This is a genomic window from Paenibacillus vortex V453, from assembly GCF_000193415.1.
Lineage (GTDB): Bacteria > Bacillota > Bacilli > Paenibacillales > Paenibacillaceae > Paenibacillus_AQ > Paenibacillus_AQ glucanolyticus.
This window is the reverse complement of sequence record NZ_ADHJ01000006.1, coordinates 140,340-166,911: the sequence shown is the minus strand read 5'-3', so window position 1 is coordinate 166,911 and position 26,572 is coordinate 140,340. Positions and strand designations below refer to the sequence as shown.

At 42.4% G+C, this 26,572-nt stretch carries 23 protein-coding genes, 1 other RNA gene and 1 pseudogene; 4 read left to right on the top strand and 21 right to left on the bottom strand.

Annotation, left to right across the window (positions count from 1 at the left end; genetic code table 11):
• Positions 1–27: 27 nt before the first annotated feature.
• From PVOR_RS03330 to PVOR_RS03315, 4 genes are all read right to left on the bottom strand, one after another.
• Positions 28–1,167, bottom strand: coding sequence for an ATP-binding protein (locus PVOR_RS03330; protein ID WP_006207661.1), 1,140 nt, complete (start codon positions 1,165–1,167; stop codon positions 28–30).
• A gap of 104 nt (positions 1,168–1,271) precedes the next feature.
• Positions 1,272–1,862, bottom strand: a complete 591-nt coding sequence (locus PVOR_RS03325; RefSeq protein WP_234972762.1) for a DUF6037 family protein — start codon at positions 1,860–1,862, stop codon at positions 1,272–1,274.
• Between the two features lie 84 nt (positions 1,863–1,946).
• A complete protein-coding gene (locus tag PVOR_RS03320; RefSeq protein ID WP_006207659.1) occupies positions 1,947–3,083 on the bottom strand; it encodes an XRE family transcriptional regulator in 1,137 nt (378 codons plus the stop codon).
• Between the two features lie 30 nt (positions 3,084–3,113).
• Positions 3,114–3,794 carry a hypothetical protein gene (locus tag PVOR_RS03315; protein ID WP_006207658.1) on the bottom strand — a complete coding sequence of 227 codons (681 nt, stop codon included), beginning with the start codon at positions 3,792–3,794 and terminating at the stop codon, positions 3,114–3,116.
• Positions 3,795–4,078: 284 nt separating this feature from the next.
• On the opposite strand from PVOR_RS03315, the gene PVOR_RS03310 reads away from it, so the two are divergent.
• Positions 4,079–4,588: a hypothetical protein gene (locus PVOR_RS03310; protein ID WP_006207657.1), complete on the top strand. Its 510-nt coding sequence runs from the start codon at positions 4,079–4,081 to the stop codon at positions 4,586–4,588.
• 158 nt (positions 4,589–4,746) lie between these two features.
• Here the strand turns inward: PVOR_RS03310 and PVOR_RS30285 are convergent, their stop codons facing one another.
• Positions 4,747–5,028, bottom strand: a complete 282-nt coding sequence (locus PVOR_RS30285; RefSeq protein WP_006207656.1) for a hypothetical protein — start codon at positions 5,026–5,028, stop codon at positions 4,747–4,749.
• 244 nt (positions 5,029–5,272) lie between these two features.
• Here PVOR_RS30285 and PVOR_RS29045 point away from each other — a divergent pair, with 244 nt between their 5' ends.
• Together PVOR_RS29045 and PVOR_RS03300 are read left to right on the top strand one after the other, a co-directional pair.
• The gene (locus tag PVOR_RS29045; protein WP_138917767.1) at positions 5,273–6,031 is read left to right on the top strand and encodes a hypothetical protein; all 759 of its coding nucleotides are present in this window, start codon (positions 5,273–5,275) and stop codon (positions 6,029–6,031) included.
• A gap of 214 nt (positions 6,032–6,245) precedes the next feature.
• The gene (locus PVOR_RS03300) at positions 6,246–7,112 is read left to right on the top strand and encodes a hypothetical protein (protein WP_160163971.1); all 867 of its coding nucleotides are present in this window, start codon (positions 6,246–6,248) and stop codon (positions 7,110–7,112) included.
• A gap of 363 nt (positions 7,113–7,475) precedes the next feature.
• Here the strand turns inward: PVOR_RS03300 and PVOR_RS03295 are convergent, their stop codons facing one another.
• The 6 genes from PVOR_RS03295 to PVOR_RS03270 form a co-directional block, all read right to left on the bottom strand.
• Positions 7,476–9,254 carry a UvrD-helicase domain-containing protein gene (locus PVOR_RS03295; RefSeq protein WP_006207653.1) on the bottom strand — a complete coding sequence of 593 codons (1,779 nt, stop codon included), beginning with the start codon at positions 9,252–9,254 and terminating at the stop codon, positions 7,476–7,478.
• On the bottom strand, positions 9,247–9,645 hold the full coding sequence (locus PVOR_RS31290) for a hypothetical protein (protein ID WP_234972761.1): 399 nt from the start codon (positions 9,643–9,645) through the stop codon (positions 9,247–9,249). Before PVOR_RS31290 ends, PVOR_RS03295 begins: the two co-directional genes overlap by 8 nt.
• Positions 9,635–11,224, bottom strand: a complete 1,590-nt coding sequence (locus PVOR_RS03290; RefSeq protein WP_234972760.1) for an ATP-dependent nuclease — start codon at positions 11,222–11,224, stop codon at positions 9,635–9,637. Before PVOR_RS03290 ends, PVOR_RS31290 begins: the two co-directional genes overlap by 11 nt.
• A 413-nt stretch (positions 11,225–11,637) precedes the next feature.
• On the bottom strand, positions 11,638–12,300 hold the full coding sequence (locus PVOR_RS03280; protein ID WP_006207651.1) for a YecA family protein: 663 nt from the start codon (positions 12,298–12,300) through the stop codon (positions 11,638–11,640).
• A gap of 277 nt (positions 12,301–12,577) precedes the next feature.
• On the bottom strand, positions 12,578–13,114 hold the full coding sequence (locus tag PVOR_RS03275) for an NUDIX hydrolase (RefSeq protein ID WP_006207650.1): 537 nt from the start codon (positions 13,112–13,114) through the stop codon (positions 12,578–12,580).
• A 770-nt stretch (positions 13,115–13,884) separates the two neighbouring features.
• On the bottom strand, positions 13,885–14,718 hold the full coding sequence (locus PVOR_RS03270; protein WP_138917766.1) for a nuclease-related domain-containing protein: 834 nt from the start codon (positions 14,716–14,718) through the stop codon (positions 13,885–13,887).
• Between the two features lie 675 nt (positions 14,719–15,393).
• Between PVOR_RS03270 and PVOR_RS03265 the strand changes: the two genes are divergently transcribed.
• The gene (locus PVOR_RS03265) at positions 15,394–15,573 is read left to right on the top strand and encodes a helix-turn-helix domain-containing protein (protein WP_006207648.1); all 180 of its coding nucleotides are present in this window, start codon (positions 15,394–15,396) and stop codon (positions 15,571–15,573) included.
• Positions 15,574–15,593: 20 nt separating this feature from the next.
• Here the strand turns inward: PVOR_RS03265 and PVOR_RS03260 are convergent, their stop codons facing one another.
• The 10 genes and pseudogenes from PVOR_RS03260 to PVOR_RS03225 all read right to left on the bottom strand — a co-directional run bounded on the left by PVOR_RS03260 (position 15,594) and on the right by PVOR_RS03225 (position 25,898).
• On the bottom strand, positions 15,594–16,457 hold the full coding sequence (locus PVOR_RS03260) for a site-specific integrase (protein WP_268741777.1): 864 nt from the start codon (positions 16,455–16,457) through the stop codon (positions 15,594–15,596).
• A 9-nt stretch (positions 16,458–16,466) separates the two neighbouring features.
• On the bottom strand, positions 16,467–16,727 hold the full coding sequence (locus PVOR_RS31285) for a hypothetical protein (protein ID WP_234972758.1): 261 nt from the start codon (positions 16,725–16,727) through the stop codon (positions 16,467–16,469).
• 281 nt (positions 16,728–17,008) lie between these two features.
• Positions 17,009–17,373, bottom strand: a transfer-messenger RNA (tmRNA) gene (gene ssrA, locus PVOR_RS29480).
• 266 nt (positions 17,374–17,639) lie between these two features.
• Positions 17,640–18,119, bottom strand: coding sequence for an SsrA-binding protein SmpB (gene smpB, locus PVOR_RS03255; protein WP_006207645.1), 480 nt, complete (start codon positions 18,117–18,119; stop codon positions 17,640–17,642).
• Between the two features lie 152 nt (positions 18,120–18,271).
• Entirely contained in the window at positions 18,272–20,947 is a 2,676-nt protein-coding gene (gene rnr / locus PVOR_RS03250) for a ribonuclease R (protein ID WP_006207644.1), read from the bottom strand.
• A 194-nt stretch (positions 20,948–21,141) separates the two neighbouring features.
• On the bottom strand, positions 21,142–21,372 hold the full coding sequence (secG, locus tag PVOR_RS03245) for a preprotein translocase subunit SecG (protein ID WP_006207643.1): 231 nt from the start codon (positions 21,370–21,372) through the stop codon (positions 21,142–21,144).
• A 319-nt stretch (positions 21,373–21,691) separates the two neighbouring features.
• Complete coding sequence (locus PVOR_RS03240; protein ID WP_006207642.1) at positions 21,692–22,141, bottom strand: PaaI family thioesterase; 450 nt, start codon at positions 22,139–22,141, stop codon at positions 21,692–21,694.
• Positions 22,142–22,161: 20 nt separating this feature from the next.
• The gene (locus tag PVOR_RS03235; RefSeq protein WP_006207641.1) at positions 22,162–22,347 is read right to left on the bottom strand and encodes a hypothetical protein; all 186 of its coding nucleotides are present in this window, start codon (positions 22,345–22,347) and stop codon (positions 22,162–22,164) included.
• A gap of 3 nt (positions 22,348–22,350) precedes the next feature.
• Positions 22,351–24,030 (bottom strand): long-chain-fatty-acid--CoA ligase, encoded by a 1,680-nt coding sequence (locus PVOR_RS03230; protein ID WP_006207640.1) that lies wholly within the window; start codon positions 24,028–24,030, stop codon positions 22,351–22,353.
• A gap of 76 nt (positions 24,031–24,106) precedes the next feature.
• Positions 24,107–25,898, bottom strand: a pseudogene (locus tag PVOR_RS03225) (acyl-CoA dehydrogenase family protein).
• Positions 25,899–26,572: the final 674 nt, after the last annotated feature.

The following is a 26,572-nucleotide window of genomic DNA, read 5'->3' as shown; positions in this document are numbered from 1 at the left end:
ACTCCCCAATTAATTAAATCAACGCCCTCAGCCTTCTCTATAAGAGATTTGTAACACTTGAGAATCTCTATACTTCTCAATAAAACAATTTAATGCAATCCCCGTTTTAATACCTCTTCGTATGTGCCTTCTTTCTCCTTCATTCTCAGAATAAATCCAATCGTATGAATCCTCATTCTTTGACAATTCATCATTAAATAGTTGTTTATTTTTTATAAGGTATTCTTCAAAAAGTTCCCTCTCAATTTCACTATTGTAAGTAACAACTACTTTATAGAATCTGTTTCTTGCCCAAATCGCTTCATGGTCATCATCCGCTAAAAATTCATGAAGGATATGATTTAGACCATCTTTTATAAAATATTTATAAGAGTATGTCTCCTCATCGTTGAACCCCTCAAAAGAAATAAATCCCCACTCAGGTATAGTTGTTACATACCTCCCACTATCCAAGACAGCATACTGTTGACCAAACATCTTTGTCCCGAAACATTTTATATCAACTATTCCATATGACGTACTGTGATTTGTCATCACATAGGAATAAAACTCAGGATGAGTGCTATCTTCGTCGTTTTCCAAGGTAACTGTATATTCGGGATTGAAGATGTTATAAAAAAATCCTTCTTCTCTTTTCCACTCTCGCTTGATGCGTAATTTGTTTTTGATCCGTTCTAGAGGTGGTCTATTTATTAAGAATCTCTTTTTCCATAAATACTCTACATGATTAATATCAGCACTTTTATTGATATCAGTGTTAGAATCGCCTACACGCGTGTATATGTAATTAGCACGAACAATACGCCCTTGATCAGAGTAATCTTCAGTTAAGTAAAATGGCGTGTCTGTACTATTTTTTGCGATCAAAACGTCGATCTGTATATCTTGCAAGAACAACGTTTTTAACTCGACAGATGGTCTAATACCTCCACTGAACTTTTTAGTCTTTAGAAAGTCGATCAAATTTTGCTGTGTTTTTCGATTCTCTTGTTCTTCCACTCCCTTTATTTCATAATTGTCGCTCACCCCAAAGATTATATATGCATCTCTATCAGCTCGGTTATTGGCCATACATATGATATCGTGCAACAAGTTCGCTTTATTGAAATGATGCTTTTCTTTAAAATCCCAATAATCGCCTTCTCTTCGAAGAAATGAGAATTTCAATCTCGTAAGTAAGAGAAAAGCTCTCCATATATATCTCCCTTCCTATGGCATCCAGTCCAATGGCAGCAATTTCAATCTATCTAAACTAAACCTATTACGGGGCATTAATCTGGCAAATAAAAGCTTTGAGCTAAACTTTTATCAGGTGTCCAGCGGCTACTTATATTCTTCCTCTTACATATCAAATATGCCCCGTAGTCTAAAAGCATTCTTGTTTTATATAGATTTTCGGGACTGACCTTTTCTTTTAGTTTCTCGTTGTCTCTCCATCCCATAAAATATATTTTTTCAGATTCTTCTATATCTCTCCTATAATATGCAATGTCTGATGGCTCAGGTTTATTTTTATCATCGGCATGCTTCGGAATCCTATTATTGAACTCCGAAAAGAAATAAAATGTTTTGAAAGGATTATCGGGGTCATATTGTAATCCAAGAATCTTGCGTAACTGAGTATATTTATCTCCTAAATTGGTGTCGATGACAAACCCTTTGTCCACACTTACCTCAAAGTAAAAGTTATGAGCTTTCACCCCAAACATCAGTTTAAAGGGGGTTTCATCAGCAAAAAAAAATATATCGAAACTGACACTGTTATATGTAAAACCAAACTTATATCTCTTGATACCCTTTGTCCTCATATCAGCATATAGTTCTCTTAGTCCAGTTAGCTTCAGAGTCATCACCTCTTCCATGAAATCAAATACAAGTGAATTAGAAATGATAATATGTAAAAAGCTCCATTCAGCTTAGAACTGGAGCTGCTCATCGGTTCTTATTCATCTCTTAATCAACCTTATAGTAGGCTCAGGTTCATTATAGTTTAAAGTACCTTTGTCAAGATTGCAAAGCATCTCAATGTACTCCTGCGGTACAGAAATCTCTTGAATTAACTGCATTTCATTTTTTATTTTGTTGTCTAATAACAATAGGATACTCTTTCTCAACACCACAGGCTCTTGTAAGGGGAAAACATCATCAAGTGGCTCTTTTGTTCTCATCTTTTTCATAGACATTTGCTTTACAAGAGATGTGTACTTGCTTTCGTCAATCAGGTTCAAGTCTAAACATCTGTACAGCATGGCGGCAATTGAAACATTCCAGTATTTCTTCAACTCTACAAAGTGTAGTAAAGACATTGAAGTAACTGTCTTTGCAAACGCTTCTGCTGGCAAGAGAAATGCTGAAGCAAAACGATTTGCCTGGTTCTCCATTTCTTTAAACTCCACTCGGCTGAGCACATCTTGATTATCGATTTCCTTATGCATCAGAATGTGTCCTAATTCGTGAGCACCATCGAATTGCCTTCTGAATGCCGACTGCTTATCATTCCCAAGAAAAATATATGGTCTTCCTTTTCGATGCTGGCAAAAAGCATCAACCTTTTCACTATCCGTATCCACTGAGAACACCATTATTCCGTTTCTCTCCAGTAAATGGACTATATTAGTAATCGGCTTATCACCAATTTCCCAATGGTTACGGACTTCTTGGGCTAACTGTTCAATCGTGTTATTATCCCATTTTGAACTTTGATACTGAGACATATCAGGCAAATTCAACTCAGGAAACTCAATATACTCCGATACATATTCATAAATATATCCAGCTAACAAAGTCTTGTTATACTGGATTTCTTTACTTTTCTTTGTTGCGGTAGCATTGGCCCGAAAGAATGTATTGCCAACGTACTGCTCATTGAATTCCCTATAAAAAAAGCTCTTTGGAAAATGAAGCGTATTAATTAATAACATAACCGTTTCGGGTCTTGGTGCATGTTCGCCCAGCTCAAATTGAGATATCGCTTGTTTCGAAACACTAATTCTCTCAGCCAGATCGCTGATGGTTAACCCCCTTACCAAGCGTGCCTCCCGTAATCTTTTCGGGTTAAACTGCGGCTCCTGTTTAACATTCATCTCAAAAACTCCTAATCTACGTTAGTCTCTCTATGTTGTTGTGTTCTTTATTTTGATTAGAATATCGCTTTCTTCTCTTTGTGGTTTAAGACGAGGCTCGATATCAGAAGCTTTGTAGTTGTTTAATGGTACAATATCTTTTGTATTAAGGATAATGGACTCTGTTATATCCTCCTTATAAATCCAATCTTCTTGATCAGGTCTTAATGCACCTTCATAAATCACATCACTATCCCTGTCGTAACTCACGATGATTCCAAATGGCTGGTTTTCGAAACCAAGTGTTAATGATTGTTGGTAAACCGTATCTCCCAGTAACTCTTCCTTGGGTGCCCCCATTTCGAGGAGTCGATCAAAATTTGATGACGCGAAATCTCCACGATATCCGCTCTGATTATATATGTACTTGCTTTTCGGTAGTTTAGATACCAAGATAAATATGTTTCTTAACGTATCATGGAGTACGATGTATGGGTGAAATCCAGCCTTCTTCTTGAAAACTTTCATTTGCGTATGTGGATTGCTCAGAATCATCTTCTCTACATGCGTATTAACTGCATCATACTGAAGCCGTGGAGCATACGTATTCGTGGTGAATTCTGGAATTAACGATATTAAAGTCTCATACTCTTTTTTGCCCTCTTGAATGCCTCTTACAATCAGGCTTCTTTGTTCGTCCAAGAGCATGCACTTTTCAACATACGCGTTCATCGACAACCCTCCGCTCTCCTATTGCTATTATCATTATTTACCTTTTATCTTGTTTTGTCAAGTATAGGAGAAATTTGTTACAAAAAAATAAAGTTATCGGGACATTTTCTCGAAAAAGTCCAATACACACATCATTCTGAAGAACAAAAAATCAAGTAAATGTCAGGAAATGATCCTGGATTTGCTCGATTCAGATACTATTATTGTTCAGTACGTGTTTATTTGCTGGTAAAGGACTTTTCAACAACTCTCAGTTACAATAAACAATAGAAGGAGAGAATTTTATGAAAAAGATAACCCTTGAAAACTATTACTCTGCTGATGAAACCACTCAATTTTTCAGGAAATTGGACACCGTAACGGGAAAGTTTGAACCAATCACAGAGAAACACTATATAGAATCTATACAGGACATATACCTTAATGAAAAAGTTCCAGAAAGAATTAAATCATTATTTGAACCAGCATTAGCATTGTATGCCTATGGATATTTGTACTGGGCCTTTTTCACATTAGCAAATGAACAAGCGATTAAAGCCTTTGAAGCAGCTATATCGTATAAACATGAAGAAGTAATAGGTACAAATGTGGATTCCAGTGGAAGAGATGTTGGATTGTCTAAAAAAATTAATAACTTAGTTAAACGGCGAGTGATAGATCGAAATAGAAAAGATTACTACCATACTTTACGAATTAGAAATATGTCTTTCCACCCTAACGAACAATATATATTTGGACACAACAATGAAGCGTTGAGAAATATTGCAAATGCAATAAATGAGCTATTTGCTTAACAATAAGCCAGGGATATTGAATCCCTGGTTTTTTATATATATCGGTACCGTGCCGACAGAAATCTTCTTAACGTTCCCTATCCCCTCATACCAAATCCCTGTTACTTTGTAATCCACAAAAAATTACCGTCCCAAAAATTACCCTTTCCCAACATGCCTCAATCCCTTGCCCCACAATGCCTCTCCAGCAATTCTGGGATAAAAATTCCTGTCTCTGTCATGTCAGGTTTCAAGGCCGAAAAACTGGAAAAGGACTGGTTCAATTGCGAAGGAAACGAGATAAAAATTCGTGTCCAAAAGGGCAGGTTAAATGACAGGGAAAAGCTGGGATAAGGTTCTCTAAAACCAGGGTTGGGGAAAAGCTTGAGAAAGGCTTCCTTACATCTCCAAAACGCTTGAAGAGCCTGGGTTCCTGTTTGATTTAAATATTCGTGATTCATTAGAGAAATCCCTGCTTATGCTCGATGAGGCGGATGAAAAAGACTGGAGAAAGGCTTGGGGAATAGCCCGTGCATTTTCCAGTCTTTAATCTTGTTGGAAAGCTAACTTTTATTTCTGGACACTTATTTAGGGTAGTGGACAGGAATTATTGTTGTTTGAAAAGGTAGCAGAGGAATTTTTTTGGAAGGAAACATTTGGTATGATAATGACAAAAAGCTAATTATGAAAAGGTGGGGCAATCAAATGGAACTTCCTTTTGAATCTCTAAAGTATAAGTATGGGCTTACAGGGGCAAGGGAGAAATTCGAAGCAATTTGTGTTGAGTTAATTCAAATTATACATGAGGATGACTCCCATACGGTAGAAAGTGCTGGAGGGGATGGTGGCATCGATATATTTGTAGGGGATTATGAAGGTGATTTAGATGTATACCAATGCAAGTATTTCATTGATAAAATTGATTCAACCCAGAAAAATCAAATTATCGCCTCCTTTAACAAGGTCGTTTCAGAAAAAGGCGATAGCATTATGAAATGGCACTTATGTGTTGCCAAAGACTTCAATAAAAAAGAGCATGAATGGTGGGCCAAATGGAAAAAAGATATGGAAGAAAATCATAATTTTAAAATTAAATTGTGGGATGCAAGCCAGCTGACAACGAAGTTGAAAAAAAACGGATTGTTTGATCGCTACTTTTCAGATTATAAGACAAAGAAAGAAGAACTAAGCAACGATTTTCGTTACGCAATTACGACCTTGAGTGAGAGTTCCGTTTATTACGATTTTGATTTTCTTGAGCATTTAGATGAAATAAGGAACAAGTGGCAAGCAGATGGGTTTATTATAAATCGAAAATCCCCAATATTTTCTTATATGAACGAATTTAAGATGATTGTTGCCATTAATAGTGGGATGTTAATGAATAATGAGGAAGCGAGAGATAAAGTTACTGAACTAATCAAATTGATTATAGATGAATACAAAAAACTTATTAAAGATTAGAAAAGTACCTGAAGGCTGAAAAAATGCCTAAAACATCAAGTACATTGAAGATGCAAATATATTAGAGGTGATAATATGGCTGTTAATAACGTAGTAGTCAAATGTGATGTGTGTGAAACTAAAGTTTTGATAAAATTCCAAGTGGGAATAATTAGATCAATATCCTGTATATTATTCTTGTCCCTCCTGCTCCACAAATATATACGGAAATATCTTGATAATTCGCAAGGAAAATAGACTGGATTTTCAATTGCATAATGCTACATGTGAAGGTGGAATGGATGGGGAATATATTTTAGTCCTTTCAGGCGAATTCCCTTCTTTCAAAATGCTTCCATTTACAAAGGAAACCCTTATGATAACCAGTTTTTCTCCGTTCATTCGATACTCGCCTCATAGCGGTCAAGCAAAACACGCTTATGATGTTTTGGTCCACTTATTACCTTCCTTTATCGACGATGAGTGGAAAAAGATTGAAAGAATTGCCAACCTATATTTTAATGATAAAGAAACCTATTTAGAAAGTGAAATTGAAAAGCTAAGAAAAAGCCCAAGAATTGATATGAGTCCCTATGAAAAAGATTCAAGCGTTAGCAAACTGGTTACTACAATCTTTAGATCGATGTCTTCAAACAATCCTTTACAAAACATCACTATCACTGACTTAGATCAGCGATTATCAGTCATTAAACAAACCAATTTGAATTCATATGAAGAACTTATTCAAGTTTTTTCTATAGAAGATTTGTTATATATACAAAAAGAATTGTTTTCAGTTTTTAATGAATTCACTAACCATTATCAATATTTATCCCCTGTAGTGTATTTGGAAGGAATGGGGAGACACCTTTCAGAATTAGAAAATCACGAAGGTTTAAACACTGTATCCTTTGATCGCTTAGATCGGTTGTATCAAAATATGTACGAAACCTTATTGGGTAATTCCACCATTTCCATCATGTTGGATAACTTAATAGTAAGAGGGTCAATCAATAGTATGAACCCTTCTATAATTCGGGGAAGGAATGCAGCAGGAAATTTACAAGATTATATATCTTTAACCAAGGGGGTCAAAAGCTAAATTACTTATCAGATAACGACAATGTCATTTCCCATGTTTTTGCTGGTCCACTTAGCAATGATTTAAGAAATCCGATTGGTCATAATAGTTATTCGTATGATCCAAATACTCAATTAATCACTTTCCGTTCAAACCGTAATAGTCAGCCTACAAGAAGAATGTATTTAATTGAATTTGCCGATAAGTGTTTTCAAGCAATGAAAATTAACCTTATGCTCTGGGATCTTACAGTTCTCATCAAAAAACTTATTAAAGAGGAACGATAAATTAAAGCCACGAAAAAAACCGTCCTTCCTTTGTGAGGACGGTTTTCTTATTATCAAGTAACAGTATCTAATACGAATACACTTTTATAGAACAACTTCAGTGGTCGCCCATATTTATTACTGGAATCAACTTTATAGAACTAAGTTCGGCTCTAATGTTAGCATCTAATGACGGGCACGCGATGCATAATAGAGTCTTTGCCCTACTCAATGCAACATACAAAATACGAGTGTCATCTTCCTCTGAATCAATATCGGGACTAATCAGCTTCTCAACGTCTTCAATACTCGAAAGATACAATAAGACAGATTCAAATTCCATCCCTTTTGCCTTATGGATTGTTCGGATCTCTGACAACTTCTCTTCTGGCAAGATAAGATTATCCAAAAGCAACTTTATAGAAGTTGAGTCAGCGAACTCTTTGATTCTCCCTCTCGAAATCTTCTTAAGCAAATAATTCTTTTGTTTTAGAGAATCATACAGCGTCTCATACAAATCACATAAAGAATTATCAAAAAAGTTCTCTTTCCAACTTCCTATTTGCTCAATCAAATCTACAGCCAAACTCCTTTTAAACATAAGACTAATATACTGTTTATCCTGAAAGGGGGGTTTTAAAAGCCCTCCATTTTCGGTCTTTAATGCCTTTATAATCTCCTTAACTGCTAACTCTTGTCTACCATCTCTGACTAATTTACACGCACTCAATATTCTCTTGATAAATTTCTCCCTATCGGAATCTACTTCGTCGAATGCTGACCAGATATCCATTGATTCAGCGTTTCGCAACTGTCTTACTGTATCGTTATTTCGAGCCAAAATACAGTAATCATTGACGAGTCCAAGTCTACTCCGAAGTTCATGAAATGTGATTATGTGATCGTATGTATTATTGTTGTATTCGTAAAAATGAACTTCTGTTTCTGCGGCTCCTGCTATAGGTTTTTGTCTCAATTCATCGCCACTTCTAATATGATTCAGGAATTCAATGATTTTACTGCCACATCTTCTGTTCTTTTCGATTGAATACGTAATATGATTCGGAAGAGAAAATGAAATAAATTCTTGGTGTGAAGCACCTTGGAACTTGTAAATAGACTGAGCTGGATCTCCAATCACTCCAATAACAGTTCCCGTAACACTCATTTTTTTAATAATTTCTGTTTGAATTGGACTTGTATCCTGGAACTCATCTAAAAATATATAAGGATACTTTGAACTCAAGTGATCAAGCAGCATAGGATATTCTTCCAGAAGCTTGTACGCAAAGTAAAGCACGTCTTCGTGATGGATTATTCCCTCTTTCCAAAACAGTTGTTTATACAGGATTAGATCATCGATTCGAATGCTATATCGCCCGACTTTGCTTAAATATGGCTTTCTTGGTTTCAGACAGATGCCGTCCTCTTCAATCTTCCAATCCAACTTCTCTAAGCACTCTTTAATTTTCTGCTTATCCTTTATATAGCTGTTCCCTGCCGCTTGCTGCCATGAATATATTTTGCCACTTGTAGCTATGTTCTCATCATGACCATCTAATCTTTCAACATTAACTAATACATTATTATCTTCATCTTTCAATAGATGCACATAGGGCTTTACAATATTGGCATACAGGAAGCTGTGGATTGTGGATACTTCTACTTTACTCTGGTCGCTGCCTAAACGCTTCTGAATTTCTTCTCCAGCCACAGTTGTATATGTAATGCAAGCAATCTTCGAAGTAGACGTAAGATTATTCGCATTTTTGAGAACATTCTGAATATGCGTAATGAGCCAATGTGTTTTTCCAGCCCCTGGTCCAGCAATAACTTTAAAGTGGTTTTTTAGTTCTGGGATCTCTTCATCAGACGCAATAACCTTGATTTTATTCATTTGCCTCCTCCAATATTTCTTTATGACACGCCCACTGAAGTGCTTCTTTGATGTGTTGTGGTACATTAATTTCAGCATTTTTATTCTCTTGTAATCCGCTTACCAATTCGAATGCCAATTCACCTTTTCTACCTTCAGCATATATCAAAAAACTTGAGGCAAATTTAGCGCGGTCTTTATCTTCACTCTCCCATAAACTATTTACCAGTGCTTCGATCTCTGTAACTTCAACATCATCCGTAAATAAAAGCGGATTGCCTTTGTTCTCCCATGCTAAATCGTATTCAAATGTTCTTCCTTTCTCTGGTTTAAAGAATACCCGAACGTTAGCACTATCTTTCGTTTGTTCTCTAAGGTTCTGTACTGCACCTGATATGCTTTTATAACTCAAAAACTTCTGGTTCCCTATCCAACTCGAAAGGCCAACATTTTTTCCAACTCCTCCGCTCTCCTTGTTTCCTATCTCTGGTTATTCTTGATGGATCGGAATCAATAATACAACTAACCCTCTTGTACAGAGCAAATTCCTTTTTATCAGACTCATTGCCTGCGCCATACAATTTAATAAAATGTTTAAAAGTTAATGCATCTACTCTAACAAGAGCTACATGATGATAGTCCATATCACAGTTTACTCTCTGAGCTAATATTGGAAGCATGACCAACTCAGCCATACCTTCAACTAAAACTACCGACTTAGCAAATAGCATAGCAGATTTAGTTGCATCCAAAAATCTTTCGACGTACTTCCTCGACTCTTGGTCTTCTTTGTTATCCGAAAAAACTCTATTCGGATACTTAGCATATATGTTTCTTCCATCTTCCCTCTCCAAACAAATGATTGGTTTTAAACCTACCGCAGAGGTGATTTGGGTAGAGTGTGTGGTGATGAAAATTTGCCTGCTAAAGCTTTGACTGTCAATCTCATCTTTCAAAAATTTCAAAAAGTTATACTGAAGTGCTGGATGAAGATGAGCCTCTGGCTCTTCAATCAGCAATATAGGAAATGTCTTTGCATTTTCTCCGTAATCAGAAGAAGTTATCATTTTGAATTTTGATAATATTAAAGATATATAGATTAAATTATTGTAACCCATACCATTATTAATGATGGGGATTTCTATTCCTGTTTGGTCTCTAACAATAAGCCGCAAGGTAGACAGTACATCGCTCTCTTGTAACTCTCCATCTAAAGCAGGATGACCACCTACAGAAGCTCCCGTCTTCCGTGCAAAATCTAAAAATTCTTCTTGATTCACCCGTCCGACTACATCATCTACTAATGTGCGAGCAAGCGCTTCGAATTTAGGTCCTTCCGAAACCTGATCGTGATCATTAACTTCATCTTGTTTTTTGTCATGTTTGGCTTTATCTTTGAAATGCATAAGCAGCTGTTTCAGTAAAGAATTTTTTCCAGTAAACATGTTGCTCTCTACATCCCTAAGGGCATCTAATGTCTCACAATGGATTTTATCCAAGTATTCGGATTCAGCACGGTTCTTGTTTATCATGCTCCCACCATAAATTCTGGCTACGTATCGTTTAAGATTTCTTTCTAATAAAAACCAGCGTTCTTTCTCTGTCTGCAATCCCGCATATTCTTCAGTGTATTTTTGGTGATCTTGCTCAGGTAGAAAATACTTGAATGTCAACTCGGCTTCCCATGGCTTTTCGAGCTTAGTCAACCAGCTTGCTACAATAGCCTTATCGTCTAAGGTATCTGTTTCAGAGGAACATAACGTTGCGGTTATTGTTATTTCGGGTGGTATCGATATATCGAGGCTTTTATTGAAATCATTTATAGTAGGAGTTCTTGTACTATTTCTTTTAAAGATGAGTTCTAAGGCTTTGATTACTGTAGTTTTTCCTGCATTGTTACTACCAATTAATACGTTAAGTCCTTCATTGAACTCAATAGTAGAATCGCGAAAACATCTGAAATTTTCTATTCTTAATTTGGATATGTACAATTAAATCCCCCTATCCCTGATTTCTTCATTTATCTCAAAAAAATTTATCGGAGTTTAAAAACTGCAAAATAAACGCGATAACCACGAGACTCATAGTCAAGTAAAACTCAAGTTGATATATTCGATATGTAATTTCCTTATTATTTATATATTCATCGAAATCGATATCAATGTATCCGCAATTCACGTGAAATTGAATACCATTGTGAATTTGCACACATCGGTGTGCTTGAAAGTTTATTTTAAGAGTTGGGAATTTCGAACCACTACGTTGAATTGTATAATTTCCCCAGTTAAGCATACTGGTCATGAATGCTTTGATTTGCTCTAATGTCCATTGCTTTTAATGATAACCATCTTCCTTTGGACGATTTCACTACTTTTATATAATGAACCTTCTTAGTCTGTTTAGTTTATCTCTGCAAAATGAACTGTGAGGATGATAACCATTCTACAATGCCCCTTCTCATGGACTCGGTTGCCGTAGGTACCGCTGTCTTGTTTTCAATTAAATATAATTTTTCTTTTTCGTTTAATGGTCTATTATCTTTTTTAAAATCTTCCCAATTTGCATCAGCATCTTCCTCAAGATCATAAATCATATTTAACATGTACCTTGCATATTCACTTTCTGCATATGCCTTAGCAAGCTCTTTTGCACTTATTATGTACAGGTAATTTACAACAGTAGGATGTGTATGAATAATATCTCTCACTAACATTTTGTCCTTACCATTTAGTTCTATGTCTAACTCAAATATAGGAGATAAGTTAAAACTAAGAGGTAACTTTTTTCTATCTTTGGTCGTTTCGTAGCTACCAACGTATGTACATCTTTCAAGAGAGTTAATTAATTTCTCAACAATATTGCTACAGCACACCTTATATTTTTGTCCCGATCCACATGGGCAAAAATCATTCCCACCAATTCCGTTAAATAATATATACTTCCCTTCATCATTAAATCCATACTGAAGCACATATTCATATGTATTCTTTTCAAAAGATTCATCAAACCTCTTTATTGCCTCATACGTAATGTTTTTCATCCTTTTCATAAATTGATTTTCATTCATAGCATATTGCCCCCTTGAGTTAGATTGTATGATGCATCCTAATTAATAACAAATTCGACACGTCGCTTATTGTTTGAGCCAAAGTTAGTCCCGATATCGTTCACTCCTGTATAAACGATAAGATATTATAAATGGGGCTGGATTTAGGCACTTTTCACACGCTCCATTGCTCTAACAATAACCCTGCAATTACATCTGGATCATGCTTGAATATTTATGTTGGGGCCTCTTACGTCTTGAGTAATAGTTCTACTTTCTAATTTTAGTGTTGAGTGAGCTACTCTTCACTAATTATCACAGATAATATATTAACCGCTTTTTCAAGAATAATCTTATCACGTAAAATCATAAATTTAGTTGAATAATCATTACAATTTGACGCCGAGCAATCCATCACCTTTAACGCTTTTTCGAACGCCATCCATTCAACCGTCATACCAAGTTGCGACTCGCTATCGGTAAGCATCATCGTATTACCGTAACTTTTGTGTGCTTTCGCAATGAAACAATAGGAATACTGCATGAAATTATTTTTGTTCTTATGCTCCTCGATACACCCTAATTCATGGATGATCTCGGCTACATAACCTGTCTCTTCTTTAATTTCACGTAAAAAAGCATCCCTAATATTTTCGCCCACATTTATCCCCCCACCAGGCAACTTATAAAGGTTAATTTTTGACATATACATCATAGCAACATTAAGTATGTCATCAACTAAAACACCTCTTGAACCATAACGTGATACGGTATCCATATATTCAGGAGCACCACCAAGAATATCACTATCGGTTATCCTTCTTATCAATTGCATGACTGAACTCCCCCTTCCCACTCGCCATTTGCTCCATAAATCGAATGGATCTGAACGAGTCATTTCTAATCCCTACTATATGTCCTGAAAATAAAGTCGTATCGCGGCATCCATTCCAGTCCGATCAAGCCCTGTCCAGACTGGTTTTTCTCGTCCTTCCCCTTCAATTGTCCGACAACTTGAGTAAATTAAAGTCGTATCGGGAAAACAGGGGGGAAGACAGGGATTGAGGCTTAGGAGGAGCTTGGGAAATGCAATTTAAAGTCGTATCAAAACGGGTAACAAAGCCTGTGTAAAGGCACGGGAATCGCCTGAGGGAAGGCAAAACGTGGTCTTCAGATGAGTAAACTATCTAATCTGCAGGAAAAAAGCGAGAAAAAGTCGAGCAAGAATTAGGAAAACCTTATTTCTCACTCGACTCAACAGTAATGTTAGTTGTCTGCATAACTCTACAAGTCTAATTATAGGTTAATTATGCAACAGAATATTTTTCAAGTGAAAAATGAGATACACAATTATTATTTTTTTATTACAAACGATGGATGGATCAATGAAGCATACCTTCTGATTTTATGCTAATCTTTCTGCTGATTTCTGTCCTTTAGTCCATTCCAAAAGCCTGTTCCAAGTCTCATCTCCATCATTTCTTCTACGACTAATGCTTGTCATGTAAGACACCTCTTTTAATCTGTTCCCCTTCAATTAATCTTTCCCAAATGGATTCTTTGTAGTTTTACTCGCTGTATCGACTAATTAATATCCCACATTATTCACTCAGCGTCTTTGCGATGCTGAACATATTCCAAGTGCTTCATTTTTATGTCCTCTGACACTTCGGTTTGAGGACGTAGAATTTCATAAATCTCTATCGTTATTTCAGTATTCAAAACATCTGGCAGTATATGAAATAATCCCTGTAATTGACTTGTAAGGTCTTTATGTTTCGTAATAATGATGCCTTTTGATTTTACTTTGATCATATCGAGATTTGAATCGTTATTAAACACAAGAATAGAGTGGAAAGGAATACCTTTATATCTTTCTCCTAAAAACCTTCGAATGGCGCGAATATGTCCCGTATTCTGCATGATCGGATTGTAAAATTCATTCCGTTCATCAATAAATGCCCGATTCCATATACGCTCATCTTCATTTCCAACAATTACTCCCCGATAGTTTTTAGACTCGATTACATAGATACCTGTACTATGAATGGCGATTAAGTCCACTTCAGTATAATGTTCATCGCCCGTTGGTACATAGAGAGATGAAAGATGTTTAACGTCGGGATGGCTTTTTTGAACAGCCTCAAGCACAATCGCTTCACCCTGTTGCCCCTTATCCAATATTACTACTGGAGCTGGAACGTGTTTGTTTTTCTGCTGGTCGTTCGATTCCCCTACCTTTTCTAAATTTCTTTTCAGGCTTTCCTGCTCTTCCAAGGTAAGTGGCCGATTATGGGGAGATGAGTTTGAGAAAATACTCATCAAAACCCCAATTAAAACAAGTATTCCGAGCAAAATCCATAAGATAAGTCCAAGATGATCAAAAATCCACATCACAATGGTTGCGTTTCTTGTTAGTAAATACACCGTATCAATCACACCTCGTAAACTTAGTATAGGATTTCACATAATGCCAATAAATAACTTCTTCTTTCACAAAAGATCTTTTCTGCACTTCTTGAATCAGCTCAATGGACTATCAAGTGTTTATTCACTTGTTTATTCACTCTGAATATCGGAAATCGTAGAACATTTCAGCGTATGTTCGAACGAAAGCATTTCTATCTTAAGAAGCATCATCTGCCTGCATAAAAATCCTACCTGCTTACTTAGGAAGGTTTGTTTGAGTTCCTGGGAGAGGACCTTGCTTATAATTCACCCGAAATGCAACGGAATACAAAAACCTATTTTTATTATTATTTCGACAAATGGTAATATTGTCCTGCACCTTTGGGTATAAAGAACTTAAAATATTCCGAAAAGGTATGTTTTCACCATAAACGTCCCCTCATTACTTTACTCTTGCGATAAGCTTTTCCAGTGGGACAAGATAGTTGGGCGGCTGTTTAAACAACGCCTTTCTTGCCTCACATCTATATACATACTTATCAAGATTCTTCCATGATTCTCCCTTAGCTTATATCCTTCTCGCTTTAAAGCGCGAAACCTAAAACACTATAGAACCATTAATTTCCCCAAGGCCCCCCTGCCTTTTCTTATAATGATTACATAAAACAATCTAATCTCAATTAGAACGAATAGGGGCGAACTACCATGGGGAAAAATCACGATCTTCTAACAATTGACGAGGCAAGAGAAATTCTGCGGATTGGCAGAAATGCCATGTACAATTTGATTAAGGAAGGCATACCGCACATTAAAATCGGCAAACAGATTCGTATTCCGAGAGAATCACTTTATACCTGGATCAAGGAACAAACCATTGCATCATAAGAAAAACTCCTGTGTGGTCTTTAAACCACACAGGAGTTTTTTGCGTTCAGAGCTTTGCTCATTGCCATGGCTGTTTTCTCATGTACAATATCAAATCGGTGAGTGTAGATCTTATTGGTGGTTGATAGATCCGAGTGTCCAAGAATTTCAGAGATCGCTTTTAAATCAACACCTTCTGCATATAGAATGGAGGCGAAAGAATGTCTTAGATCATGCAGCCTAATTTTCGGTAATTTATTGTCTTCAAGAAATTTATTGAATTGTTCCGTCACCGAATTCACACGATATGGCTTACCGTTGTCCCTGGTATACACATAGTCGGAATCCTCATACTCATTCTTTAATATGTTTTTAAGGTGTTCTTGCTTAGCCCGATGTCTGAGCAACACCTCCAATAGTTCATCTGTGATATAGAGAGTACGTCTGCTCTCCTTTGTTTTAGGTCCCTTAATAATTACGTTTCTCCCCGCAGAGGTTCTGACTTCAACGATGTTTATATTGCGTTGTTCTAAATTAACATATTTCCATTTCAACCTACTGATTTCTTCTCTTCGAAGTCCAAGATAACTCGCCAGATAAACGGGTACTTCGAGTTTAGTTCCTTTTACTTTTTGTAGCAATTCATTTAACTGTTCTTTGGTATAAGACTTTCCTTCGAACCGTTCCTTTTTAGGTAGTTCGACCGCATCAGCAACATTGCGATATACCCATTGTTGTTTCAGCCCAAAATCAAGGGCTTTTCGAATACAAGCATGATGTTTATGAACTGTATTTGGCGACAAGCCTTTTTTGTCCATCAAATAATCATAATAGTTCTGAACATGCATGGGCTGAAGCTTGCTTAATTCCAAGTCATTAAAGTAGGGAGCAATATGCTTGGAAATAATGTTATTTTACCCGTATCTGGTCGTCTCCTCACAGTTGTATTTGACATACCTCTTCATCCAATAGTCCAACAGTTCAACCACACTCATCTTGCTCGATGTCACTAACAGGTTACGTTGCTTATTGTATTTAAACTCTGTGAGAACTTTTTCTGCTTCATCCAGTGTATCGAATACTTTCGTAGGTTTATGTCTCTGTCCGTTAACGATCCCATGGTCGAAAGTAACTTGGTACTTCCCGTTCTTTGTTGTTCTAATGCCTTTCATCATATTGACCCTCCCCCCTTTTTGTACCTAATGAGATATCAATAATCTAATACAAGAAAGTATGTTCGTAAATATCAAACGTGTCGAACCAAGTTTTATATCGTAGAGGAGTCCTTGACCCGAATGTAAGTTAACACAGAATCAGAAGACATATCAATAGCCCCCCGTTAGACAAAATGTCTACTTCGGAGGGCTAATAATCGTTTCTTTATGTTGTTTGTCTAACATTTGTCTACCTTTTCATCAATAAAATGAAGAAAACCCGCTCAATGAGCGGGTTTTATGTATGGAGGCGAGGGGAGTCGAACCCCTGTCCGAAGATAACGACAACACAAGCTTCTACGGGTGTAGTGACAGATTTGATGTCACCCTAGGAACTCCCTGTCACCGGATTCCCTTCAGGTCAGCCTGATTGTCTTCTTCAGCTAGCCCCAGGCGGAGACTAGACAGCGTATCCCACTAAAGTTGAGCCCTCATCCCGGTACATGGGCGATACAGAGCGAGAGCACGCTCACAGGTTATTAAGCTGCGAAAGCGTAGTTGTTTTGTTGTTTGCCGTTTAATTGGCTTTAGCGTTGATGAAGTGGACGCGTCCCCACTACCCGCTACTCATGCCCGAACTATCCCCGTCGAATCCAAAAACGCCCCCTTAAGTTGGAGAAATGCCGGTGCTTTGCACCTTGGCGTTCCTGCCAAAAAGGGCTATCGGATTAAATTAAAGAATATTCAGCCATAGCAGTCGATCTATGCCGCAGACTCTTTCCCTCCAAGAAAGAAGAATGCGCCAACTGTATGCTGATTGTCAAAGATCTTATTGATCTCTCTTACATCACTTAGTATATCACATTTGACATCAAAATGATATATACATTGCAGGTAACACAGCTAAAAGCTGCCATCCGGCAAGTTGCTCCGTTACCTTGCAATCTTCTGCTTCTCGCGCAGTGCACGCTGGATATCGCGTTGTGCATCTTTCTTGGCGGCATCGGCACGCTTGTCATACTGACGCTTACCTTTACCGAGGCCCAGCAATAACTTCGCATAACCGTTGCGGATGTAGATCTTCAGCGGTACAATCGCGTAGCCATCCTGCTTGGACAATCCCAGCAGCTTGCGGATCTGCTCCTTATGCAGCAGCAGCTTCCGTGTACGCGTAGGGTCCAATGGATTGTTACGGTTCCCCTGCTCGAACGGGCTGATATGCATGTTATGGATATGAATCTCGCCATTCCGAATGGTGGCGAATGCATCGCCAATATTGACACGACCATTCCGTATGGACTTGATCTCCGTTCCGGTCAGCACCATCCCGGCTTCATAGGTATCCTCGATGAAGTAATCATGGGAAGCTTTTTTGTTCTGGGCCAGAACCTTCCCGTCACTTTTCTTACCCATGGTCTCACCCCTTGTCGTCAACAATGTTTATGAAAAAAGGACTTCCGGCAGACCGCCAATATGCAATCTCACCAGAAGTCCATTGTATCAAACGTCTGCCTCCAAAAGCAAGGCGGGGCAAGCTTCTCCAGCAATAGATGGGAAGTGGAACCTTACTTTTTCTTCTTGCGGACAAAAGCGGCTGTACTGTTCCCGCCCTTGTTCTTCCGCTTGCGGCCACCGCCGCCTCCAGCAGAGCCATTGCCGCCGGAGTTACCTCCACCACTGACACCGCCCGGTGTTGCTCCGGCTCCGATGAAGATGCCGCTGCCCGACGTCTTCTTGCGCCGGTTCTTGCCACCGGCGCCGCCTGAGCTGCGGGCATTGCGGTCAAAGCCGAGGGCGCCGCCGCCCGCGGAGGTGTAACCGCCTTTGCCAGAGCCAAAGGCGAAGTTCGACGCCTGCGACTGTTGCTCGCCCGTCTCGGCAGCAGCTTCACCGCCGCCGCGCTTGCTGCGCCCGGCGGATGCGCCATCGCCGCGGCCACCCTGGCCGCCGGCACTGTCATTGCGGCGCCCGCCTGGCGCGCCGCCTTCACCCGGGCCGCGCTTACCACCGCGGCCCTTACCCCCGCGGGCTGCGCCATCGCGGGCACCAAACCCGCGGCCGCCGTTGCCGCCGCGGTCGCCTTCGCCGCGCCCTTGACGGCGCGGCTTCATATCCACCATCTCAAAATCGATGGTGTGGTCGTCCATGTTCACCTTCGCCACACGAACCTTCACATCATCACCGATACGGTATACCTTCGAGGTCCGCTCCCCGATGAGCGCCATATGGCCCTCATCAAAATGATAATAATCGTCAGTCATCGCGCTGAGACGAATCAAGCCTTCAACCGTATTCTCCAGCTCAATGAACATGCCGAAGCTGGTCACGCTGCTGATAATGCCTTCGAATTCCTCGCCGACCTTATCCAGCATGAACTCCGCTTTCTTGAGAGCTTCCGTATCCCGCTCGGCATCCACGGCCACACGTTCCCGTTCCGAGGATTGCTGCGCAATGTCAGCCATCCGGCCGGACAGATGCTCGTGGCGCTTCTCATTGAGCGCACCGCCGCTCTCCAGCACTTCCCGGATGACCCGATGAATGACCAGATCGGGATAACGCCGGATCGGAGACGTAAAGTGGGAATAATACTCTGCCGCAAGGCCGAAGTGGCCCGTGCTCTCCGCATCGTATTTCGCCTGCTTCATCGAACGGAGCATCATCGTGCTGAGCACGGTCTGCTCCTTCGTGCCTTGAATATCCTCCAGCAGGTTTTGCAGGGCGCGCGGATGGATCGAGTTGCCCCGTCCCTTCACCTGATGCCCGAAATTGGCCGCGAACGCCATAAAGTTCTGCAGCTTCTCCTGATCCGGGTCCTCATGGATCCGGTAGATGAACGGCACCTTGAGCCAGTGGAAATGCTCAGCCACGGTTTCGTTGGCGGCCAGCATGAATTCTTCAATGATCTGCTCCGCGATGGAGCGTTCTCTTTTGACGATATCCACGGCTTTGCCGTTCTCATCCACGATAACCTTGGATTCCACAAAATCGAAATCCACCGCGCCACGGCGCATCCGGCGATTCCGTAGCTTCAGCGCCAGCTCGCGCATCAAGCGGAAATCCTCGACGAGGTCACTGTAGCGCTCGATCAGCTCGGGATCCTCATCCACCAGAATTTTGCGCACATTATTGTACGTCATCCGTTCCTTCGTGCGAATAACACTGGTGAAGATGTCGTGCTTCACGACCTTCATCTGCTCGTTAAATTCCATTTCGCAGGACATTGTCAGACGGTCCACCTGCGGATTCAAACTGCAAATCCCGTTGGATAGACGGTGTGGAAGCATCGGAATCACCCGATCCACCAGATAGACGCTGCAGCCACGGTTATAGGCTTCCTTATCCAGCTCAGAGCGCTCACGCACGTAATAGCTGACATCGGCAATATGAACGCCCAGACGGAAGTTCCCGTTCGGCAAACGTTCTACATTCACTGCGTCATCGAGATCCTTGGCATCTTCGCCGTCAATCGTCACAATGTTCAGCCCGCGCAGATCGCGGCGGCCCTGCTGTACAATCTCATCTTCCGTAATGGAATCCGGCGCTGCATCCGCCTCGGCCAGCACTTCCTCCGGAAAGCCTTCCGGCAGCTGGTGCTTGCGGATAATGGACAGAATATCGATACCCGGATCATCCTTGTGACCCAGAATCTCCACAACTTCGCCCTCGGCCGCAGCTCTTCCTTCCGGATAGCTGACCAGCTTCACCACAACCTTCACGCCATCAACAGCACCGTTTATGGCATGCTTCGGAATAAAAATATCCCGGTTGATCCGTTTGTCATCCGGCAGCACGAAGCCATAAGCTTCATGGTTCTGGAACACGCCGACCACTTGCGTCACAGCGCGCGTCAAGATACGGACAACTTCGCCTTCCATTTTGCCGCCGTCGTTATGTTTGGAACTAATCTTGATTAAGACGATATCTCCGTTCATGGCACTCTTGAGATCATTGGCATGAATGTACACATCCGGGTGCTCCCGGTCGTCTGGAATCAGAAAAGCAAAGCCCTTCGCATGGGCCTGCAGTCGTCCGCGCAGCAAAGACATCCGTTCCGGCACGCCATAGCGCTGGGTGCTCGTCAGGATGATTTTTCCGGATTGCTCAAGCTCATTCAGCAGCTTCAGAAACTCCCTGAATTCATGGGCGTCCTCAATCGCGAAATGTTGTTCCAATTCCTGATACGTCATCGGTTTGTATGCAGTTTCCCGCATAAAGTCCAGTAAAATTTGTTCAGTTATCATGATTATCACCTCGGGGAACCTGCAATTTCATCGTTCCTCTATCCATTCTTTACCTTCATATACACATACCCTAGTATACACGAAATTAATCTGCGGTATCCTTCGGACCATACGAAAGATATAATTTTCCATTTTTTAGGCAAATAAAAAACCCCCGCTCTTCCAAGAGTGAAAAAGCGAGGGTAACATTCTTGTTATTTCAACATAGCAACAACGATGGCCAAAATCATAAATCCAGCTGCAAGACCTACCGTTGTGCGCTGCAGTACGAGATCCATACCGCGAGCCTTCGTTTTACCAAAAAGATGTTCCGCACCGCCGGAGATGGCACCGGCAAGACCTGCGCTTTTCCCTTTTTGGAGAAGAACGACAGTAATCAACCCGATGGAGAAAATAACAAGCAACACTTCAAAAAATATAACCATGACTTCCACCTCCTACGTATGTAAACATCTGAATTTATTATCTTAACGAGACATTCTAGATTCTACATGAAAAACAGCATTTTCATTGTACCACAGCTTTATCGACTTGACAAGAATAACAGGGATTAACAAGGACCGGAACATTCTGTTCCCTGCTTGACCGGTTTCTTCCCCTATCAGAGCTTCCTAGTGAGATTTAAACGTCTATCATGCTTCAATGCATGTCCCTAAAAAATAATCCGCTTAAAAAACGGCCTGCCTCCTTCTCCTTCAAAGGATAAGGATGACAGACCATCGGTTCCATAGCAGCTGCGCTGCTTTATTTCACCCGGAACGACCCCGTGCTGATCGCGACAAGATCGCCCTTCTCATTCGTAATCTTGCAGTCCGTTGTCACCGAACGGTGGGTCTGGTGCACAATGCTTGCCGTTACGGTTAGCATTCCTGCCCTGGCGGGCATGACAAAATGCACGTTAAGATTGCTAGTTACCGTGGACTCGCCGGGACGCTCCAGCATGACCGCAATGCCCATGGCATTATCCATCAATGAGGAGAGCACGCCTCCATGCACAATCCCCATCATATTCATATGATGAGGCTGTGCATCCAGGGTTACAACAACCGCCTCCGAATTGGCAGACGCAAGCTTGCAGCCGAGATATCCCCAGAAGGTGGGCTCTGCCGCTTTGGTCATGGCCTCCATGTATGCCTCACGGTCGAATTCCGGCTGTCCGGCCTTCGTGTCCGGGTTGGTATTGGTATGATTCATCAGGCCGCCTCCTTTTTTTCTTATGACATTATTACATACGGTCTCCATTCCTGCCGCATACCATTTATGGAGTAATGATGTGAAATTCCGATCGCTCCCATCCCGATCGAGGCTTGCACGGCAAACGGTCTGCGTCCGGGATAATTCCGACCGATTTCTCCATTAAATCCGCCCGTCTCGACAGCATCCAACATGACCCATTCCATGCATCAGCCTGTCGGTCTGCCTTCCTCTTCCTCCTCCAGGAGCTTGCGGCGCAGCACCTTGCCTACCATCGTCTTCGGCAGCGAGTCGCGGAACACATACTGACGCGGCACCTTGTACGCAGCCAGTTGACTGCGGCAAAACTTCTCAAGGCCCGAAGGGTCCGGGGAAGCCCCGTCCTTCAGAACGATATACGCTTTTACCGTTTCTCCGCGATATTCGTCCTTGGTTCCAACGACTACCGCTTCCTTCACGGAAGGGTGCTCATACAGCACCTCCTCGATTTCCCGAGGATAAATATTGAAACCGCTTGCAATAATCATATCCTTCTTGCGGTCGATGATCGTAAAATACCCCTCTTCGTCCATCGTTGCCATATCGCCCGTGAACAGCCAGCCGTTGCGAAGCGTCTCAAAGGTCTCATCGGGCCGATTCCAATAACCCATCATCACCTGCGGCCCTTTCACGATCAGCTCGCCGGGTTCGCCGATCGGCATTTCATCGCCCGTATCCGGGTCGACCACCTTGGCATCGGTATCCGGAACCGGAACGCCGATCGAGCCGATTTTTCGTCTTCCCCAGATCGGATTCACATGGGTCACCGGCGAAGCCTCGGTCAGGCCGTACCCTTCGATCAGCCGGCCCTTCGTCAGCTCCTCGAATTTATCCTGCACCTCAACCGGAAGCCCGGCAGAGCCGCTGACGCAGGCATTGATCGAAGACAGATCATATTCCTTGATCCGCGGATGATTGATCAGGGCAATGTACATGGTCGGCGCGCCCGGGAAGAGTGTCGGCTTCATTTTTTTAATGAGGTCCAGGATCATGGTCACTTCAAATTTTGGCACCAGAATCAGCAAGCCTGCCCGGTAGATCGCTTGATTCAGCAGCACCGTCAGCCCGAACACGTGAAAACAGGGGAGTGCCGCCAGATACCGCTCTTTCCCGTCCTCGACCTGGAAGCACCAGTTCGCCGACTGTACGGTATTGGCGATCAGATTCATATGCGTCAGCATCACGCCTTTCGGGACACCGGTCGTGCCGCCGGTGTACTGCAGCAGGGCCAAATCCTTCTCGGCGTTCACGGATTCGCAGATCGGTTCATTCGAAGAGGCGGCTAGCAGCTTTTTGAAGGCATGAACACGGTCGCTGTAATGAACAACAGGAAGAGGGCCATCCTTCTTGGCCTTGATCGGATACAGGAGGTTCTTGGGGAACGGCAGATAGTCCGCCACGGATGTGACGATGAGATGCTGCAGCTCCGTCTCCTCAATCACGTTCTCGACCCGGGACACAAACATATCCATGGTGATGATGATTTTGGTACCGGAATCCTTCATCTGATGCGCGATTTCCCGCTCCATGTAGAGCGGGTTGGTCATCACGGCCACGCCTCCGGCAAGGAGCACGCCATAATACGAAATGACCACCTGCGGGCAGTTGGGCAGCATAATCGCTACCCGGTCACCCTTCTTGATCCCTTTGCTGCGGAGCGCGTTCGCCATACGGTAGGACGACTCCAGCAGACTTTTGTAATTGATCGTTTTGCCCATAAAATACATCGCCGGTCGATCCGGAAACTTTTGCGCCGACGTCACGAGAAATGAAGCCAAATTCTGTTTCGGATAATCAAAAGCGGGGGCTACTTCCGGTGGATAAAACGGCAGCCAAGGCTTTGCATCCATACAAAACCAACCCTTTCCTAAGGAATGCTCCTTCTTTCCTACTCCAAGAAAAATCTCTCTCTGTTGAGGTAGCGGTTTATACCGTGTACCGTTCGTTCTTGACTACGCGTGCTGCGATGCTGCGCTTGAGCGCCACCGTATCAACCGGATTGCTGCGTGTCAGTTTCTTGAGCACCGACAGCTGCATGCGCAGCATATCGCCGGTTTCAACCGAGGCAAGCGTCTCTTTTGCGAGTGCTTCCATGCGCTGGAACGCCTCATATGCGTACACCTGCGTCATCTCGATCATGCTGGCTGCTTTTTCCTCCGACGTGCGGGCAATCTGCTTGCGGGTACGGAGCAGTGCACTCTCGAGGGCATAAATATCAATCATCATATCCGCCAGATTGGACAAGGCCTCCTGTTCTTTCTCCAGCTTCGTTCCAAACTTCTGAACCGCCAAACCGCCAGCGAGGAGGAAAATCTTCTTGCTCATGTCCAGGAAATGCGTTTCCTGCTCCAGTGTGCCCTCAAAGGTTTGACCTGGCACCAGTTGCAGCAGCTCGCCTTGGAGGCTCTGCGCTTTCTGCAGAAGCGCGATTTCGCCTTTCATGGCCTTCTTCACAAGTGTGCCCGGAATCAGGAGCCGGTTAATCTCGTTCGTGCCTTCGAAGATGCGGTTGATGCGGGAGTCGCGATAGATGCGTTCCACTTTATATTCTTGTATATACCCGTAGCCCCCGTGAATCTGAACCCCTTCATCTGCCACAAAATCGAGTCCTTCCGAACAGAACACCTTGTTGATCGAGCATTCAATCGCATAATCGGAGATCGCTGCAGCCGAGTGGATTCCCGCATCCTCTCCGTTGTAATCGATGTCCTGCATCGCTTCGTCAAGCAGTCCTGCGGTACGGTACACCATGCTCTCCATCACAAAGGCGGTGATGTTCATCTCGGCCAGCTTTTTGCGCATGAGCGGGAACTGCGAGATTGGCGTATCGAACTGTTTGCGTGTATTAGCATATTTCGCGCTCAGCTCAATGGATTCCTTTGCTGCACCAACGGTTCCGGCTGCCAATTTGTACCGTCCGATGTTCAGGATGTTAAAGGCAATCCGGTGTCCTTTTCCAATCTCGCCCAGCAGATTCTCCTTCGGTACCTTCACGTCTTCAAAAAAGAGCGGACGCGTCGAGGAGCCCTTGATGCCCATTTTCTTCTCTTCCGGCCCCAGCGTGAAGCCTTCCATCTCCTTCTCGACAATGAACGCGGTGAAGTGCTCTCCGTCAATCTTGGCGTATACGATAAAGATATCCGCAAATCCGGCGTTAGTTATATATAGCTTCGATCCGTTCAAAATATAATACTCTCCGTCATCGGACAGGCGTGCCGTGGTTTTGGCACCCAGCGCATCTGAGCCGGAGGTCGGCTCCGTTAAACAGTAAGCTGCGATTTTGGTACCGGTTGAGAGATCCGGCAGGTACTTCTGTTTCTGCTCGGTCGTGCCGAAGAACACGATCGGCAGCGTGCCGATTCCGACATGAGCACCGAATGAAAGGGCAAAGGACGAGCCTTTGGTCCAGGTTCTCGTTAATAATCGTGGAGCTGACCTTATCCAACCCGATGCCGCCGAACGGCTCCGGCACATCCGCCCCCAGCAGACCCAGCTCACCGGCTTTGCGAAGCAGGTCTACCGTCATTTCATAATTCAGCTTCTCCAGCTCTTCATCATGCGGTACCACTTCGCCCTCGATAAAGTCACGTACCGTCTCACCGATCATGCGGTGCTCCTCCGTGAAATCCTCCGGTGTCAGAATGCGCTGCACATCGGGATTGTCGATGACAAAGCTGCCGCCTTTGATTTTCGGTTCTTTGGTTTGGTTATCGCTCATGATTGGTTTCCCCTTTCGGAATGTGGAATTAGGCGAAAAACAAGGATTGCCTTGGTGGTGCTGGGATGCTATTTAAATGCATGGCTGTGAAAAAAATACTGGTTGCTGCGTGTGCGGATTGTACTGGTATGTGACCATTCGATCGATCAAGTACATCCGGTGATAGTACCGGTCGCTGCGCGTGCGGATTGTCCTTCCGATCGCTGTTGATTTTGGATTTCCGGAATGGGTCTATTAATAGTAGAAATCCAAAATCAAAGGCGACCACTTCGTTTCTCCAGTACAATTCCGCCCTCTCCGCTGGGCTGACGCTCTGCCGGAAGCCCCCAACTTGCGGCTATCATTGCATTCGCCTGTGGTTTGGAGTAAGTGGTGCGATGCCCGGTCCGTGTACGGAGCGGGCAATGGCACCATGACCAGATAAGTGACGTGACAGAAATTGATAGATTGAAAACCTGGAATACTTACTTTAAGGGATCAACTACTGTTGAGGTATTGATTCGTTCTTCAGGTGATCTCACCGATACTAGACTGTGGCTATCCCTCCCTGCCTTCAGCACCTTGGTCAGGAGGTATAAGTCCCTTTTGTGGACTTATTTCGGGGATTGGCCCCGGTTGAGCGCCTCCAAGTCCCTTTTTGGGACTTGCATCGGGAATTCTCCCCGTTTGAGACG

Excerpts from the sequence above, each read along its gene's own strand:
- PVOR_RS03325 (WP_234972762.1), bottom strand. The coding sequence starts at position 1,862 with ATGGAAGAGGTGATGACTCTGAAGCTAACTGGACTAAGAGAACTATAT.
- PVOR_RS03320 (WP_006207659.1), bottom strand. The coding sequence starts at position 3,083 with ATGAATGTTAAACAGGAGCCGCAGTTTAACCCGAAAAGATTACGGGAG.
- PVOR_RS03315 (WP_006207658.1), bottom strand. The coding sequence starts at position 3,794 with ATGAACGCGTATGTTGAAAAGTGCATGCTCTTGGACGAACAAAGAAGC.
- PVOR_RS03310 (WP_006207657.1), top strand. The coding sequence starts at position 4,079 with ATGAAAAAGATAACCCTTGAAAACTATTACTCTGCTGATGAAACCACT.
- PVOR_RS30285 (WP_006207656.1), bottom strand. The coding sequence starts at position 5,028 with ATGAATCACGAATATTTAAATCAAACAGGAACCCAGGCTCTTCAAGCG.
- PVOR_RS29045 (WP_138917767.1), top strand. The coding sequence starts at position 5,273 with ATGGAACTTCCTTTTGAATCTCTAAAGTATAAGTATGGGCTTACAGGG.
- PVOR_RS03295 (WP_006207653.1), bottom strand. The coding sequence starts at position 9,254 with ATGAATAAAATCAAGGTTATTGCGTCTGATGAAGAGATCCCAGAACTA.
- PVOR_RS03280 (WP_006207651.1), bottom strand. The coding sequence starts at position 12,300 with ATGAATGAAAATCAATTTATGAAAAGGATGAAAAACATTACGTATGAG.
- PVOR_RS03275 (WP_006207650.1), bottom strand. The coding sequence starts at position 13,114 with ATGCAATTGATAAGAAGGATAACCGATAGTGATATTCTTGGTGGTGCT.
- PVOR_RS03265 (WP_006207648.1), top strand. The coding sequence starts at position 15,394 with ATGGGGAAAAATCACGATCTTCTAACAATTGACGAGGCAAGAGAAATT.
- PVOR_RS31285 (WP_234972758.1), bottom strand. The coding sequence starts at position 16,727 with ATGATGAAAGGCATTAGAACAACAAAGAACGGGAAGTACCAAGTTACT.
- smpB (WP_006207645.1), bottom strand. The coding sequence starts at position 18,119 with ATGGGTAAGAAAAGTGACGGGAAGGTTCTGGCCCAGAACAAAAAAGCT.
- rnr (WP_006207644.1), bottom strand. The coding sequence starts at position 20,947 with ATGATAACTGAACAAATTTTACTGGACTTTATGCGGGAAACTGCATAC.
- secG (WP_006207643.1), bottom strand. The coding sequence starts at position 21,372 with ATGGTTATATTTTTTGAAGTGTTGCTTGTTATTTTCTCCATCGGGTTG.
- PVOR_RS03240 (WP_006207642.1), bottom strand. The coding sequence starts at position 22,141 with ATGAATCATACCAATACCAACCCGGACACGAAGGCCGGACAGCCGGAA.
- PVOR_RS03235 (WP_006207641.1), bottom strand. The coding sequence starts at position 22,347 with ATGGAATGGGTCATGTTGGATGCTGTCGAGACGGGCGGATTTAATGGA.
- PVOR_RS03230 (WP_006207640.1), bottom strand. The coding sequence starts at position 24,030 with ATGGATGCAAAGCCTTGGCTGCCGTTTTATCCACCGGAAGTAGCCCCC.